We start from the raw sequence: 16,360 nt of genomic DNA on the forward strand, positions 1-16,360 counted from the left end.
ACAATTTAGGATACGCTATGCGCCAGCATCTGCTGCTTTGCACCCTACTATTAACTTTTACTACCATGGCTAGCTTACCCGCTATGGCAGAGACTGCTGAACGCACCCCATCCGCACCCGAGCGAAACCAGGGTGAGGGCCCTTATAAGCGACTAATTCTTCGCGGTGGCACGTTAATTAGTGGCGAGGGCGCACCGGCAATAGGCCCGGTAGATATTGTTATTGAAAACGATAGGATTAGCCAGGTAGTGATAGTGGGCTACCCCGAAGTGCCGGTGTTAAACGAAGGCAGACCAAAGGCCAACGCCGGTGATATCGAAATGGACGTTAGTGACATGTATATTCTGCCTGGCTTTGTTGATATGCATGGCCATATTGGCGGCTCGGCCAACAGTATTCCGGCCGAGTATGTGTTTAAGCTTTGGCTGGCACATGGCATTACCACCGTGCGCGAGCCGGGTAGTTTTAACGGCCTGGCTTGGACCTTAAAACACGTTAAAGCCTCAGCTAGAAACAGCATAGTGGCGCCGCGCATTGTGCCTTATGTCGGCTTTGGTCAGGGTTTGGCCCAACCGGTGTTTAACCCTGATCAGGCAAGAAAGTGGGTTAAAGATGTTAAAAAGGCTGGTGCTGCCGGTATTAAGTTTTTTGGTGCTACTCCAGCTATTATGGCAGCCGCATTGGATGAAGCCGATAAGCAACAACTTGGTACTATGATGCACCATGCGCAGCTTAATGTAGCACGCACCAACGTCCTTGATAGCGCCCGTATGGGGTTAGGCTCAATGGAGCATTGGTATGGCTTACCTGAAGCACTGTTTAACGGCCAGGTCATTCAAAACTATCCGGTAAACTATAATTATCAAAATGAGCAAGACCGCTTTGCCGCAGCGGGTGAGTTATGGGCTCAAACTGCAGCACCAGGCTCTGATAAATGGAATGCCGTACGCGACGAGCTAATTAAACTAGACTTTACCATTAATCCCACCCTGACCATTTACGAAGCCAGCCGTAATGCCGCGGCACAGCGCAATGCAGAGTGGCATCAGGATTATACGCTGCCCACCTTAACCCGTTTTTTCACTCCAAATCGCTATGCACATGGCTCATATTGGTTTGATTGGACCACAGAGAACGAAGTGCGTTGGCGTGAAAATTATCGGATTTGGATGCAATTTTTGCAAGATTTCAAGAATCACGGTGGCCGTATAACCACAGGCTCAGATGCCGGTTATATTTATAAAATTTACGGCTTTGCGTTTATTCAGGAACTAGAGCTATTACGTGAAGCCGGCTTTAATCCGTTAGAAGTTATTCAATCTGCTACCCTAAATGGTGCAATTGCCTTAGGGTTAGAGCAAGAGATTGGCAGTGTGGTGCCCGGTAAAAAAGCTGACTTGGTGATTGTTGCTGAAAACCCGCTAGCCAACTTTAAGGTATTGTACGGCACTGGCCACTACCGCCTTAATGCTGACAATCAGGCGGTAAGGACTCAGGGTGTTCGCTACACGATTAAAGATGGCATTGTATACGACGCACAACAACTGCTAGCTGATGTTAGGGCACTGGTAGAGCATGCTAAAGCAGTTGTGCAGCAGGCAGAGCAATAAAATTATTACGGTTTGCTTAAAAAGCTTACCTGCCGTTTGTTACTCTAGAAATAGTGTTTATTTTAAAAATTGATTTATTTAACAAAAAAGCCAGCGATTAAGCTGGCTTTTTTTATTTAACATTCGGCAGAGTTACTGTTGCAGGGCGTTATTGCAATAAAGAGATATCGGCAACTTGCAGGAACAGTTCGCGTAGCTGTTGGAGCAACGCCAGCCGGTTAAAGCGCACGGCACTGTCATCGGCATTCACCATTACCTGGTCAAAAAAGCTGTCGATAACATCACGCATACCCGCTAAATGCGCCAGGCTTTCGCTGTAGTTGTGGCCTTGCGCCTGATAGGCTTGCTCGTCAGTAATGGCCTGATAAAGCCCTTTTTCCGCAGGCTCTTGTAGTAAGTTAGTACTTACTTTATGTGGAATAGCCTCAGCCACTTTTGCCAAAATGTTGGCCACCCGTTTATTAGCAGCCGCTAACGCTGCGGCAGCGTCTAGTTTGCTAAACTCTGCAACCGCACTAACCCGCCGATCAAAATCACTGGGGTTGGTTGGCCGTCGCGCCAGTACCGCCTGGATAACGTCAACTGAATAGCCTTGATCTTGGTACCAGGCGCGGAAGCGGCCCAACATAAAGTCCAGTACCTCGTCGCCTACCTTGGGGTTAGTTAACTTACTACCAAACGTTTGCTGGCTGAAAGCAATAATATCAATCAGATCGAGCGGTAATTGCTTCTCTACCATAATGCGTAATGCACCAATGGCGGCCCGGCGCAGTGCAAAGGGGTCTTTATCGCCTTTTGGTATTTGGCCAATACCAAAAATACCGACCAAGGTATCCAGTTTATCGGCAATCGCTACCGCTGCACCTTCTAAACGGCTGGGTAATTGGTCACCGGCAAAACGAGGCATATACTGCTCGTTTAGCGCCAGTGCTACCGTTTCGCTTTCACCATCAAGCCGGGCATAATGCATGCCCATAACGCCCTGTACTTCCGGAAACTCACCCACCATGTTGCTCATTAAATCAGTTTTCGACAGCAAGCCAGCACGTTCCGCTGCCGCTTGTTCAGCACCAATTTTTGCGGCGATAAAGCCTGCTACCTTACTAATACGCACTGACTTTTCGGCCAAAGTACCTAACTGTTGTTGAAACAACACTGTTTCTAAACTTTTTAGCCGATCGACTAGTTTAATTTTACGGTCCGTTTTAAAGAAGAACTCCGCATCGGCTAAGCGTGGCCGAATCACCTTCTCGTTACCACTAATAATTTGCTGTGGATCTTTACTGTCAATGTTGGTCACAAAGATAAACTTATTTATTAACTTGCCCTGCTGATCCAGCAACGGGAAGTATTTTTGATTATCTTTCATTGTTGAAATGAGTGGCTCTGCCGGCACTTGCAAAAAACTTTGCTCGAAGCTACCAACCAGTACTACTGGCCATTCTACTAACGAGGCTACTTCGTCTAGTAAGGCATCATCCATTTGGGCGGTAGCGTTTAAGCTCTCGGCAGTGGCTTTTACCTGCATGGCAATAGTGGCTTTACGTTCTTGGTAATCGGCTACTACATAGGCCTGCCTTAAGGTTGATAAGTAAGCATCGGCATTGGCAATGTTAACCAACGCCGGCGCATGAAAGCGATGACCATAACTTTTATTGCTGCTGCTACGCCCCATAATAGTGGCAGGGATGATGATATTACCAAATAACATCACAATAGTGTGAACTGGCCGGATAAACTCGGCATCAGAATTACCCCAGCGCATGGGCCGGGCAATGGGTAAATTAGTCAGCGCGGTTTTTACTATGTCGGCTAACAAGGCAATGGTACTTTGACCAGGTTGCAGTTGTTTATGCAGTAACCAAGCACCTTTGTCGGTCTCTAATCGCTCGGCTTGCTCGACACTGATACCGCAACCCGCAGCCCAACCTAAAGCGGCCTTAGTTGGCTTGCCATCGGCAGCAAAAGCAGCAGCAATAGCGGGGCCACGCTTCTCTATTGTTTTATCACTTTGGCTAGCTGCCAGGTTATTTACCCGCACGGCTAATCGTCGTGGTGCCGCATACCAAATTACCTTGCCATGGCTTAATTGTTGCTTCGCCAACTCTGCAGTTATATTATCGGCAAAAGCCGTAGCCAGTGTTTTAAGCGCTTTAGGTGGTAACTCTTCAGTACCAATTTCTACCAGAAAATCTTGTGCACTCATTTAGCCTCCTGCTGCGACGTTACACTGTTATTACACAGTGGAAACCCTAACTTTTCCCGACTGGCAAAGTAAGCTTCAGCGCACGCTTTAGCCAGGGTGCGTACCCGCAAAATATAGCGTTGGCGTTCAGTAACCGAAATAGCATGACGCGCATCCAGCATATTAAAAGCATGTGAGGCCTTCATTACTTTTTCATAGGCGGGCAACGCCAGTCCTTGCTCTATCAGGTAGTGGCTTTCTTTTTCGCATTGATCAAATTGGGCAAATAATGCCGGCACATCAGCATGCTCAAAATTGTAAGTCGATTGTTCTACTTCATTCTGATGAAACACATCGCCATAGGTAACCCGGCCTAGTGGGCCATCGGTCCAGATTAGATCATAAATTGAGTCTACACCCTGTATGTACATGGCCAGCCGCTCTAATCCGTAAGTAATTTCACCGGTTACTGGCCGGCATTCAATACCGCCCACCTGTTGAAAATAAGTAAACTGGGTAACTTCCATGCCGTTTAGCCACACTTCCCAGCCCAACCCCCAGGCACCTAGAGTGGGCGATTCCCAGTTATCTTCAACAAAACGAATATCGTGTACCAGAGTATCAATACCCAGCTCGCGCAACGAGTCCAAATACAGCTCCTGAATATTATCGGGCGACGGTTTTAACATTACCTGAAACTGATAATAATGCTGTAAGCGGTTAGGGTTTTCACCATAACGGCCATCGGTCGGCCTACGGCACGGCTGCACATAAGCCACATTGGTCGGCTCTGGCCCTAAAGACCGTAAAAATGTCATAGGATGAAAAGTACCGGCACCCACTTCTAAATCTAATGGCTGAATAAGTACACAGCCTTGACGGGCCCAGTAATCTTGTAAGGCCAAAATAAGGCCCTGAAAGGTATTAATATCGTATTTAAGCATGCGCTGCTAACTCGCTAAAATGACTGAGGGGCCGCAGCCCCTGTCTTATTTTGTGGTAAAAGTTATACGTCTAAGTTGGCAACGTACAGTGCATTCTCTTCGATAAAGGCACGTCGTGGTTCAACATGGTCGCCCATCAGGGTAGCGAATAACTGATCTGCACCCACTGCATCTTCAATGGTAACTTGCAGCATACGGCGATTTTGAGGGTCCATGGTGGTTTCCCATAGCTGATCCGGGTTCATTTCGCCCAGCCCTTTATAGCGCTGAATGTACAAACCGCGTTTAGATTCTGCCATTAACCAGTTTAACGCTTCAAGGAAGTTTTCAACCGGTTTAACTTTGTCGCCTCGGCGAATGTAACCACCCTCTTCAATCAGATCACGAATTTCATCGCCTAAAGCCACAATATTTTGATAATCACGCGAGGTAATAAAGTCATAATGCAACGTATAGTCATTATCGATACCGTGCTGGCGAATAATCACCTTAGGTTGAAACAACTGTCGCTCGCGATCTTCTATCACGTCATACTTATAGCTGGAACCGTCGCCTTCTTTATCATCTAAGCGTTTAGCCAGCGTTTTAACCCAGGCTTCAACAACTTCTTTATTTTTGACATTTTCCGGGCTTAGGCCGCTTACATAAATAAGTTCGTTGAGCAGATTGTAAGGTATCTTCCGGCTTAAACGGTTAATGATAGTGCTAACTTTATGATAGGTACGCACCAACTTTTCCAGATGCTCGCCACTAATACCTGGCGCATCGGCGTTTACGTGTAAGCTTGCTTCATCCAGTGCCAAAGTCGTTAAATACTCTACCAATGACGGCTCATCTTTGATGTATTGCTCTTGCTTACCTTTTTTTACTTTAAACAACGGTGGCTGGGCGATATAAATATAACCGCGTTCAATTAATTCTGGCATTTGCCGGTAGAAGAAAGTAAGCAACAAAGTACGAATGTGCGAACCGTCCACGTCAGCATCAGTCATTAATACGATACTGTGGTAACGGGTTTTATCCGGGTTATATTCATCACGGCCAATACCACAACCAAGCGCGGTAATTAAAGTACCCACTTCCTGTGATGACAGCATTTTATCAAAGCGGGCTTTTTCAACGTTAAGTATTTTACCTTTCAGTGGCAAAATAGCTTGGTTTTTGCGGTTACGACCCTGCTTAGCTGAACCGCCTGCAGAGTCACCCTCTACAATGTACAATTCAGAAAATGCCGGGTCCTTTTCCTGACAGTCGGCTAATTTTCCTGGCAAACCGGCTATATCTAACGCGCCTTTGCGGCGGGTCATTTCACGAGCTTTGCGTGCAGCATCCCGAGCGCGCGCGGCGTCGACAATTTTACCAACAATAATTCGTGCATCGCCAGGGTTTTCTAACAGGTATTCATTAAGCTTCTCGCCCATAATACCTTCAACCGCTGAACGCACTTCGCTCGAAACCAGTTTATCTTTCGTTTGCGAACTAAATTTAGGATCAGGCACTTTAACACTGACTACGGCGGTTAGACCTTCACGGGCATCGTCACCAGAAGCCTGCACTTTCATTTTTTTAGCATAACCTTCATGCTCTATATAGTTATTTAGCACCCGCGTTAGCGCACCGCGAAAACCGGCTAAATGCGCCCCACCGTCGCGCTGCGGTATATTGTTGGTATAACAGTAAACGTTTTCCTGATAACTGTCGTTCCACTGCATTGCTACTTCAACAGAAATACCATCTTCGCGCTGATCACTAAAATAAAACGCTTTCGGGTGAACACTGGTTTTACTGCGGTTTAAATACTGCACGAAAGCTTCAATACCACCTTCATATTTAAAGTGGTCTTTTTTATCATTACGCTCATCGGTCAGATTAATACTAACCCCGGAATTAAGAAATGATAGTTCACGTAAGCGTTTAGCCAGAATATCGTAATGAAAGTCAATATCGCTAAAGACGGTTGGACTCGGCCAAAATCGAATTGCAGTACCGGTATCGTTTGTTTCGCCTATTACGCCTAGCGGTGCTTGCGGTACACCTAAATGATAAATTTGGTTGTGTACCTGGCCTTTACGGCGGATGGTAAGCTCTAACTTATCGGATAGGGCGTTAACAACTGAAATTCCCACACCATGTAAACCACCGGATACTTTGTAAGAATTTTCATCAAACTTACCACCGGCATGCAGTACCGTCATAATAACTTCAGCGGCCGACACACCCTCTTCATGCATTTCAGTTGGCACACCACGGCCATTATCTCGCACTGACACTGAGCCATCACTATGAATTGTTACCCAGATATCGGTGCAATAACCAGCCAGCGTTTCATCGATAGAGTTGTCGACAGCCTCAAACACCATATGGTGCAAGCCAGTTCCGTCATCGGTGTCACCGATATACATGCCTGGTCTTTTACGAACGGCATCTAGCCCTTTTAATACTTTAATACTTGAGGAATCGTAATTATGTTGTTCGGCCATCATCATCTGTCCGTGCTGTTATCTGACCTTGTTCCACGTGAAACATTTTGCTGCTTGAAGCTGCAATAAAAGGTGAAACCTGATCAGCATTAATTGCAGTAATAAATACCTGTGAATTAATCTGGGTTAAATAGTCAAAAACGAGCTGGGTTGAACTGCTATCCAGTTCAGACGCCAAATCGTCAATTAGTAATAAAGGCTGTTTACTACCACTATTACTAATTACATTGTTCTGGGCAATTTTAAGAGCAAATAATAACACTTTTAGCTGGCCACGGGATAATACTTCTTCAACAGCTAAATGAGCTTTTTTAAGTTTTAGGTCTGCTTTCTGTGGTCCATATTGACTAAAACCTTGTCGACAGTCTTGTTCAAAGTTTTGTTTAAGTAAGTCTAATAAAGCTTGTTCGCTGGTAATACGTTCAGGCCAGCCACTTTGCAATTGCAGTGTCACATCTTGTAACATTGGGTTTGCCGCTATCAATAAAGTGTAAGCGTCATTAAGTTGGTTAATATACTGCTGACGAAGACTTTGTAACTGCCAGGCCTGGTTTGCAAATTGCTGGTCCCAATAGGCAAATTCATCATCATAACGCCGACGTTGCTTTAACAGCGCGTTTCGTTGCTTTAATACCCGGCTAAATTGCAACCATACCGGAAAAAAGGTAGGTTCCACGTGAAACACCCCCATATCGAAAAACTGGCGACGCTCTTTCGGCCCACCGAAAAACAATCGAAAGCTATCAGGGGTAACCAGTTGTACCGGTAACAAACTGGCAAACTCTGCCAACCGCTGTACGTTAGCACCGTTTAAACGTAGCAGCAATTCAGCTGAGCGATTACGCTGCAAACCTAAGCTATATTGCTGTTGGTTATTACTAATTTTGGCATGTAGCGTAAAATGATCAGCGTCATCTTTGATCAAACGTTGATGCGCCCTACTTCGAAATGACCGACCATGCGCTAAATAGTAAATAGCTTCAAGCAAACTGGTTTTACCGCTACCATTTTCACCGTAAATTACATTAAATTCAGCATGAGCAGTCAGCGACAATGCCGTCATATTGCGAAACTGACTCAGTTGCAACGACAGTAGTGCCATTAATTAAAGACGCATCGGCATAACAACGTACGATGCACCTTCATTTCCTACCCCTTCAATTAACGAACTAGAGTTAGCATCGTTTAAATGCAAAATAACTAAATCGGTATTTAAAGTGTTAAGCACATCCAATAAATATCCAACGTTAAAACCAATTTCAAGCATTTCACCTTGGTACTCTACTTCGATGATCTCTTCCGCTTGCTCATGCTCGGGGTTATTGGCAACAATTTGTAGCTCACCGCTGTTTAATGTAAAACGCACACCACGATACTTTTCATTGGATAAAATAGACGCTCTGGTACAGGCATCTTTTAATACAGACCGATGCGCAGTAACCAGCTTGGTACTATTACGAGGTAATACCCGGCGGTAATCCGGAAAACGACCGTCAATTAATTTACTGCTAAAAGTGAAACCTTGATCGGACAAACGAATATGATTTTGACCCAGGCTAAGTTGAATAAGCTGATCATCATTTGCCAGCAAACGCATAATTTCCAGCACGCCCTTACGCGGAATAATAATTTGCTTTTGTTGTAAATTAACGCCGGATAACACCAACTTACTTAATGCTAGACGATGACCATCAGTACCAACCGCCGTTAAGCTGCCGTTATCAACTTCAAATAACAAGCCATTAAGGTAATAGCGCACGTCCTGATTGGCCATTGAAAAAGCCGTGTCATCTAATAACTTTCGCAATTGCTGACGGCTAATACTAATATCAACCTCCCCTTGCCAGCTTTCAAGGTTCGGATACTCAGCAGCACTTAGCGTCGATAAGGTAAATTTGGTTTTGCCACAGGTTAAAATGCAACTCTCCGCTTGCATAACCACTTTAATGTCACTGTTTTCAGGCAAGCTGCGACAAATATCCAGCAATTTTTTTGCCGGAACGGTTATACGTCCAACTTGCTGTACTTGCACTGCATCAGTTATGGCAACCAATTCAACTTCTAAATCGGTGCCCGTAAGCGCCAACTGTTGCTCACTAACTTCAAGCAACACGTTAGATAAAATAGGTAAGGTGTGACGGCGCTCAATCGCACCCGAGACCATTTGTAATGGCTTGAGTAAGGCGTCTCTATTTATAATAAATTGCATGGCTAAACCCTAGTTAGGATGACCTTGTTAAAACCGCTATGAAGACAACGTACGAATGAGGTTTTGAAAATCTTCTTTAATTTCGTGAGTTTCTTCTTTTAATGATTCGATTTTCCGACAGGCATGCAGCACCGTAGTGTGATCACGACCACCAAATGCATCACCAATTTCAGGCAGACTGTGATTGGTAAGTTCTTTTGATAAGGCCATGGCCATTTGTCGTGGCCTTGCAACAGAACGGGAGCGACGTTTAGATAATAAGTCAGCTATACGAATTTTATAGTACTCAGCCACAGTTTTTTGAATATTTTCAATCGTTACCAACTTATCCTGTAAGGCTAACAAATCGCGCAGCGCTTCACGCACAAAGTCGATAGTAATTGGCCGGCCGGTAAAATTAGCGTTTGCAATAACCCGATTTAATGCCCCCTCTAACTCACGCACGTTAGAGCGCAATCGTTTAGCCACAAAAAACGCAACTTCTTCCGGCAAACGAATTTGGTTCTCTTGCGCCTTACGCATCAGAATCGCTACCCGAGTTTCTAACTCAGGTGGCTCAATGGCAATGGTTAAACCCCAACCAAAACGTGACTTAAGCCGGTCTTCGACACCGTCTATTTCTTTCGGGTATCGATCGCTGGTCAAAATAATTTGCTGATTGCCCTCAAGCAATGCATTAAAAGTATGGAAGAACTCTTCTTGCGAACGTTCTTTATTGGCAAAAAACTGAATATCATCAATAAGCAATGCATCTACAGAGCGATAATACCGCTTAAACTCTTCTATCGCATTGTTTTGTAATGCTTTAACCATATCTTGTACAAACCGCTCAGAATGCATATATATAACTTTTGCATCCGGTTTCTTGGCCAGAATACCATTTCCTACTGCATGCAATAAATGGGTTTTACCTAAACCGGTACCACCGTAGATAAACAAGGGGTTATAAGCAGTACCCGGATTATCAGCTACCTGGCTCGCTGCTGCCCGGGCTAATTGATTAGACTTACCCTCTACAAAATTAGTAAACGTATAATTAGCTCGCACGTTACTTCGTACAATGGTTTTTGGTGCAGGCTCAGCAACTTCCCGAACAATCGGCGCGTTAGTAGCAACAATTTCTGGTTGAGGCAAATGACTGTTGCCTGGCGGGCGCTTAGTTTGTTGCTGGCTATTACCAACATCTAAACGTAAACGTGGCGCGTCATCACCACAATAATCATGGATCAGTTCAAGGATCCGGTTCAGGTATTTTTCTCTTACCCAATCCAACACAAAACGGTTAGGGGCATAGAGGATCAATGCATCAGACGAACTATCGGCTTGCAAAGGTCTGATCCACATACTGAAATGCTGGGCAGGAAGTTCAGCCTGCAACGCTTGTAAACAATTATGCCAAACTGATTGGTACACCGTCTCTCCTGAAGCCCTGGTTAAAATTATAATAAAGGCTGGTGTCATTTTGCTAGATTACTATTATCATACAAACTTATCCACAAGTTCAATATTGACTTTTCAAAAAAACTAAGCACAGAAAAAAAATAAGCATAACTTATTGTTTAATATAAGCTTTAAAGCCTTATTCTATTTAATAATACTGAATAAAATAGGCTGCACTTTCTGACCTAACGAACAAGTAACTGCTATTTTATTCAGTAAGATCAGTATGCCTGTGGAAAACTTATTAAAGAGTAAGACTAAACGATGATCAGATCAGAATAAAAACAAGGATCGCATTGACTTTGTGGCGTGAACTACTTAAAATTCGCGCTCATTTTTGTCAGCTGCGTTTTGGTACATTTACTAGAACACAGGTAATCTTAGTAAATATTTCGACCGGACGGATGAAATTATGAGTAAAAGAACGTTTCAACCAAGCGTATTAAAACGCAAGCGTAACCACGGTTTCCGTGCCCGCATGGCTACTAAAAGTGGTCGTCAGGTTTTAGCACGTCGTCGTGCTAAGGGCCGTCAGCGTTTATCAGCGTAATCGGCTGTTAAGCGCTGCGTGGTCAGCTTGAACTTCGGCCGGGAGTTACGCCTGTTAACTCCCAGTCAATTTGATACAGTATTCAAACACCCATTTCGGGTTGCTTCTCCCCTGTTTACCATTCTTGCAAAACCAAATCTGCTTATTCACCCAAGATTAGGCCTTACTATCGCTAAAAAACGTGTTAAATTGGCCGTGCAACGCAATCGTATAAAACGCTGTGTGCGTGACAGCTTTCGTTTGCATCAACACCAGTTACCCGGTGTCGATCTGGTACTAATGGTAAAGGGTGATATCAGTAACACCCCGAATAGTGAACTTTTGAAACAACTGGAACGGCTATGGAGCAAAATCGCTCGCCAGTACATCGCTTTACCATCAAGCTGATGATAATGCTGGTTCGTGGTTATCAGATGGTGTTAAGCCCGCTGCTCGGACCACGCTGTCGGTTTTATCCAACCTGCTCACACTATACCATTACCGCTATTGAACGCTTTGGTGCGGTAAAAGGTGCTTGGTTAGCAAGCAAACGCATATTAAAATGTCACCCCTTACATAAGGGCGGTGATGATCCCGTTCCTGATAAGCATAATGAGAAAAGCTAACCCATGGATTCACAACGCAGTTTTTTAGTAATTGCCCTGGCAATCGTCAGTTTTTTCCTCTGGCAGGAATGGCAAAAAGATTACGGCCCGCAGCCAATAGCCAACCCCACTACCGTTGAGCAAGCGCAAAATATTGGTATTGGTAACAGCAGCAATGGTAGCGACGATATCAGGCTTACCGGTGATGACGCGCCGGGTCAAGCAAGTGCTGCTGTTGCAACATCAGCCCAGACGGTAACAGTCGTCACTGACGTATTAAACGTTGAAATTGACACTAGCCGCGGTGATATTGTCGGTCTAACTTTACCCAAATTTCCGCTAACTAAAGGCAGTGACCTGCCTTATGTGCTAATGCGAAAACTGGCCGGCTTCGAATATACCGCTCAATCAGGGTTAATTGGCGCCGATGGTCCTGATGACCAGGCAAATAGCCGTCAGCCATATCAGTTTACTCAGCAACAACATCAACTGGCAGAAGGCAGCGAGCAACTGATAGTGCCACTGGTAACTAACTTCAACGGCTTACAAATTGAGAAGCGCTTTATTTTTAGCCGTGGAAAATATGATGTCCGGGTAGAGTATTACGTACAAAACCAAAGCGATGTCAGTAAACGTTTTCAACCTTATCGGCACCTAGTACAAAATATTGATAACGGTGAAAGTGGCAGCATGATGATGCCTATTTACCGTGGTGCAGCTTATGGCAGCAGCGAAGAGCGTTATCAGAAATATGATTTTGGCGATATGGCAAAAAACAACCTGTCCATAATCAGCACAGGTGGCTGGGTAGCCATGTTAGAACATTATTTTGTTGCGGCCTGGGTACCAGACCAACAGATGCAAAATCGCTTATACAGCATGGTAGCCGGTAATAAAGGGGTAATTGGCAGTCGTAGCGACGTTATAGAGCTACAACCAGGCGAAAGTACCGTAATCGGTAGCACTTTCTATGCCGGCCCGAAACAACAAGACAAATTAGCCGCGCTAGCCAATGGCCTTGATTTAACCGTTGATTACGGTTTCCTGTGGTTTATTTCTCAGCCACTATTCTGGTTACTAACCACCATTCAGGGTTTTGTGGTGAACTGGGGTTTGGCCATTATTCTGATCACCGTTATTGTTAAAGGCATTATGTACCCTCTGACCAAGATCCAATATGAATCTATGGCCAAGATGCGTAATTTAAAACCGAAAATTGAAGAGCTGCAAGCCCGCCATAAAGATGACAAGCAAAAAATGGGCCCCGCGATGATGGAATTATACCGCAAAGAAAAAGTAAACCCGATGGGCGGCTGCTTACCGATGATTGTACAAATGCCAATATTCTTAGCCTTGTACTGGGTATTTGTTGAAAGCGTCGAGTTACGCCATGCTCCCTTCATGTTATGGATAACCGATTTATCGTCTAAAGACCCATGGTACATTCTACCCGTACTGTTTGGTATCAGCATGTTTGCCATGCAGAAATTAACACCAATGCAAGTAACCGACCCGCTACAACAGAAAATTATGATGTGGATGCCAGTGGCTTTCTCAGTATTCTTTATCTGGTTCCCAAGTGGTCTGGTGTTGTACTGGTTTGTTAGTAACCTGATTTCACTGGCGCAAATGTTGTTTATCTACAAAGGCATGGAAAAGAAAGGCTTACATACTAAAAAAGCCTAATCCTAGCTGAAAATAACACCCTAAGCCTGTCAGCATAACGCGACAGGCTTTTTCTATTAAAAGGTAACTACAATGTTTACTACCGACACCATCGCCGCATTAGCAACCGCCCCTGGCCGCGCCGGTGTCGGCATTATCCGCATTTCTGGCCCCGATACAACAGCGGTGGCTCAAGCACTGTTACATAAATTACCTAACGCCCGTTATGCTGATTATCTGCCGTTTTTTGATGGCAACGGCCAAGTATTGGATCAGGGTATTGCCCTATACTTTCCGGGGCCCAATTCTTTTACCGGGGAAGATGTATTAGAACTGCAAGGTCATGGCGGGCCCGTCATACTCGACATGCTATTAAAACAAGTGTTAGCGCAACCCAATGTGCGAATAGCCCGTCCAGGAGAATTCTCTGAACGCGCTTTTTTAAACGATAAACTCGATTTAGCCCAGGCTGAAGCCATCGCCGATTTAATTGATGCCTCCAGCGAGCAAGCAGCCCGCTGTGCCGTGCAATCGTTGCAAGGAGAGTTTTCTAATCGCATTCACCAGCTGGTAGAAAAAGTTATTTATCTTCGAATGTATGTTGAAGCGGCAATAGATTTCCCCGATGAAGAAATCGACTTTTTATCAGATGGTAAAGTGGCTACCGATTTAGCAGAAATAATCGACTATCTGGCCACAGTAAAAAAACAGGCAGCCCAAGGCAGTATTTTACGAGAGGGTATGAAAGTGGTAATAGCTGGCCGGCCCAATGCGGGTAAATCCAGCTTGCTAAATGCCTTAGCCGGTCGCGAAGCGGCTATTGTAACCGAGATTGCCGGTACCACCCGTGACGTCCTTCGCGAGCATATTCATATCGACGGTATGCCATTGCATATTATCGACACTGCAGGCCTTCGCGACGCCACCGATGAGGTTGAACAAATAGGTATCGCGCGCGCCTGGGCCGAAATAGTCCAGGCTGATCGGGTATTATTTATGGTTGACGGCACCACTACCAACGCCACCGATCCACATGATATATGGCCCGACTTTATCGACCGCCTGCCAGCTAGTTTAGGCGTTACGGTAATACGCAATAAAGCTGATATTACCGGCGAAACCATGACCACGGACAATAACGACAAAGTGCCGGTCTATCGCCTGTCGGCTAAGACCGGTGCCGGCATTGAAGCGCTGCGCGAGCACTTAAAACACTGTATCGGTTTTGATGCCAGTACCGAGGGCAGCTTCCTGGCGCGACGCCGCCATTTAGACGCCCTGGACAGAGCAGCAGAGCACCTTGCCATCGGTCAGGAACAACTGCACAGCTATATTGCCGGCGAAATCCTCGCCGAAGAACTGCGACTAACCCAGCAGCACCTAAATGAAATTACCGGCGAATTTAGCAGTGATGACTTGCTGGGTCGTATATTTAGCTCATTTTGCATCGGGAAATAGTTACTTTAAGCCATCCAGCTGCTGTGCGGTCTGATCAGTAGCAATTAATACCGCTATAAGCAGCGCACCAAGCCCCACAAAAAAAGCGGCTAAATAAAGGCCAATAGTGTATTGGCCTGTAGTGTCGGCAATATATCCGGTTAGGGCAGGAGCAATAACCTGGGCGCTGCCGTAAGCCAGCGTCATTTTCCCCATAAGCTTGGCAGGCTTACTCGGGTATAAGCGCCCCGCCATAGTTAGCACTAAACTAACCACACCAATAAAAGTAGCACCAAACAAGGCTGCACTGAATAACACCACAACAAGAGAACTAAGCCAAAGCGGCAATAAAATGGCCAGCATTTGCGCCAGTAAGGCCAGCATAATCGCTTTTAAATAGCCTATTTTTCGGGCTATCCTATCCCACAACAACACTGCTGGCGCTGCAGCCAAGCCTAATATGATAAAACTGAGATTACCACTACCCGCCAAGCCCGGCATGCGCTCAACAATGGTGACAATAAACGTGGCACTAATCACATAACCATAGCCGGCACAAAAATAACTGGCCAGCATTACACGAATAAAACGTGAGGTTGGTAGCGTAGCGGCGGCGTTAGTCTGAATGGTGAAAGTGTTTATTTCTGGTACAGGTAACCAGCGCCAGGCCGGAATGGCCAGTAACACCGCACACACCGCCAGATACTGCCACTGGGTGTGCCACTCAAGCTGCATGGCTAGCATCAGCTCTACCAGTAATGCAGCAAGGGCAATACCTAAACCCAGTCCAGCAAAGTGTATACCCAGCTCAGCACGATGCTTATGGCGTAATAGCCAATGCATAATAAGCGCAGACGCAAGCAGCATTGAACCGGCACTGCTTAAACCAGCAATAAAGCGCCAGCAAGCCCACCAATAGACGTTCTCGGTAAACGCCATACCCAAGGTACTAACAATGGCCAATATAAGCCCTAGCCGGTATAGGCGATCTTTAAGCTTTAGATCGCTAAGATTCGCTGCCAACAATGCGCCGGCCATGTAACCCAGGTAATTTACTGCCGCCAGCATGCCACCGCTGGTATCGTCCAGCAGGGTTTGCTGCTGCATTAGTGGTAACAACGGGGTATAAGCAAAACGAGCTACCCCCAGACACAATAACTGGCTAAAAAACCCGGCTAACAACACATAAAAGCGTTGTGGTAATACATACCGATGCAGGAAATTACTCAGCATGACCTATCCATGTAGCTAAAAAG

The 16,360-nt window shown here is 45.4% G+C and carries 13 protein-coding genes; 6 read left to right on the forward strand and 7 right to left on the reverse strand.

Going from position 1 to position 16,360, the window contains the following annotated elements; all coding sequences use genetic code 11:
- The first annotated feature begins 17 nt into the window (after window positions 1–17).
- Window positions 18–1,610 carry an amidohydrolase family protein gene (locus tag VT06_RS06100; protein WP_046553405.1) on the forward strand — a complete coding sequence of 531 codons (1,593 nt, stop codon included), beginning with the start codon at window positions 18–20 and terminating at the stop codon, window positions 1,608–1,610.
- Window positions 1,611–1,758: 148 nt separating this feature from the next.
- Here the strand turns inward: VT06_RS06100 and glyS are convergent, their stop codons facing one another.
- The 6 genes from glyS to dnaA all read right to left on the reverse strand — a co-directional run bounded on the left by glyS (window position 1,759) and on the right by dnaA (window position 10,841).
- Entirely contained in the window at window positions 1,759–3,816 is a 2,058-nt protein-coding gene (gene glyS / locus VT06_RS06105; protein WP_046553406.1) for a glycine--tRNA ligase subunit beta, read from the reverse strand.
- On the reverse strand, window positions 3,813–4,739 hold the full coding sequence (gene glyQ / locus VT06_RS06110; protein ID WP_046553407.1) for a glycine--tRNA ligase subunit alpha: 927 nt from the start codon (window positions 4,737–4,739) through the stop codon (window positions 3,813–3,815). The genes glyS and glyQ overlap by 4 nt, the downstream gene beginning before the upstream one ends.
- 62 nt (window positions 4,740–4,801) lie before the next feature.
- Complete coding sequence (gene gyrB / locus VT06_RS06115; RefSeq protein ID WP_046553540.1) at window positions 4,802–7,219, reverse strand: DNA topoisomerase (ATP-hydrolyzing) subunit B; 2,418 nt, start codon at window positions 7,217–7,219, stop codon at window positions 4,802–4,804.
- Window positions 7,203–8,321: a DNA replication/repair protein RecF gene (recF, locus tag VT06_RS06120; RefSeq protein WP_046553408.1), complete on the reverse strand. Its 1,119-nt coding sequence runs from the start codon at window positions 8,319–8,321 to the stop codon at window positions 7,203–7,205. The genes gyrB and recF overlap by 17 nt, the downstream gene beginning before the upstream one ends.
- A 3-nt stretch (window positions 8,322–8,324) precedes the next feature.
- Window positions 8,325–9,428, reverse strand: a complete 1,104-nt coding sequence (dnaN, locus tag VT06_RS06125) for a DNA polymerase III subunit beta (protein ID WP_046553409.1) — start codon at window positions 9,426–9,428, stop codon at window positions 8,325–8,327.
- Between the two features lie 36 nt (window positions 9,429–9,464).
- On the reverse strand, window positions 9,465–10,841 hold the full coding sequence (dnaA, locus tag VT06_RS06130) for a chromosomal replication initiator protein DnaA (protein WP_046553410.1): 1,377 nt from the start codon (window positions 10,839–10,841) through the stop codon (window positions 9,465–9,467).
- A 439-nt stretch (window positions 10,842–11,280) separates the two neighbouring features.
- On the opposite strand from dnaA, the gene rpmH reads away from it, so the two are divergent.
- The 5 genes from rpmH (at window position 11,281) to mnmE (ending at window position 15,125) form a co-directional block, all read left to right on the forward strand.
- Entirely contained in the window at window positions 11,281–11,418 is a 138-nt protein-coding gene (gene rpmH / locus VT06_RS06135) for a 50S ribosomal protein L34 (RefSeq protein ID WP_046553411.1), read from the forward strand.
- Between the two features lie 18 nt (window positions 11,419–11,436).
- Window positions 11,437–11,805: a ribonuclease P protein component gene (rnpA, locus tag VT06_RS06140; RefSeq protein ID WP_046553412.1), complete on the forward strand. Its 369-nt coding sequence runs from the start codon at window positions 11,437–11,439 to the stop codon at window positions 11,803–11,805.
- Window positions 11,760–12,023: a membrane protein insertion efficiency factor YidD gene (yidD, locus tag VT06_RS06145; RefSeq protein ID WP_046553413.1), complete on the forward strand. Its 264-nt coding sequence runs from the start codon at window positions 11,760–11,762 to the stop codon at window positions 12,021–12,023. The genes rnpA and yidD overlap by 46 nt, the downstream gene beginning before the upstream one ends.
- Window positions 12,024–12,026: 3 nt before the next feature.
- Window positions 12,027–13,688 carry a membrane protein insertase YidC gene (gene yidC / locus VT06_RS06150; RefSeq protein WP_046553414.1) on the forward strand — a complete coding sequence of 554 codons (1,662 nt, stop codon included), beginning with the start codon at window positions 12,027–12,029 and terminating at the stop codon, window positions 13,686–13,688.
- 72 nt (window positions 13,689–13,760) lie between these two features.
- Window positions 13,761–15,125, forward strand: a complete 1,365-nt coding sequence (gene mnmE, locus VT06_RS06155; RefSeq protein WP_046553415.1) for a tRNA uridine-5-carboxymethylaminomethyl(34) synthesis GTPase MnmE — start codon at window positions 13,761–13,763, stop codon at window positions 15,123–15,125.
- Here mnmE and VT06_RS06160 read toward each other — a convergent pair whose 3' ends face one another.
- Window positions 15,126–16,337 carry a YbfB/YjiJ family MFS transporter gene (locus VT06_RS06160; protein WP_046553416.1) on the reverse strand — a complete coding sequence of 404 codons (1,212 nt, stop codon included), beginning with the start codon at window positions 16,335–16,337 and terminating at the stop codon, window positions 15,126–15,128. It abuts the gene before it with no gap.
- Window positions 16,338–16,360: the final 23 nt, after the last annotated feature.

This window comes from Arsukibacterium sp. MJ3 (assembly GCF_000987765.1).
Lineage (GTDB): Bacteria > Pseudomonadota > Gammaproteobacteria > Enterobacterales > Alteromonadaceae > Alishewanella.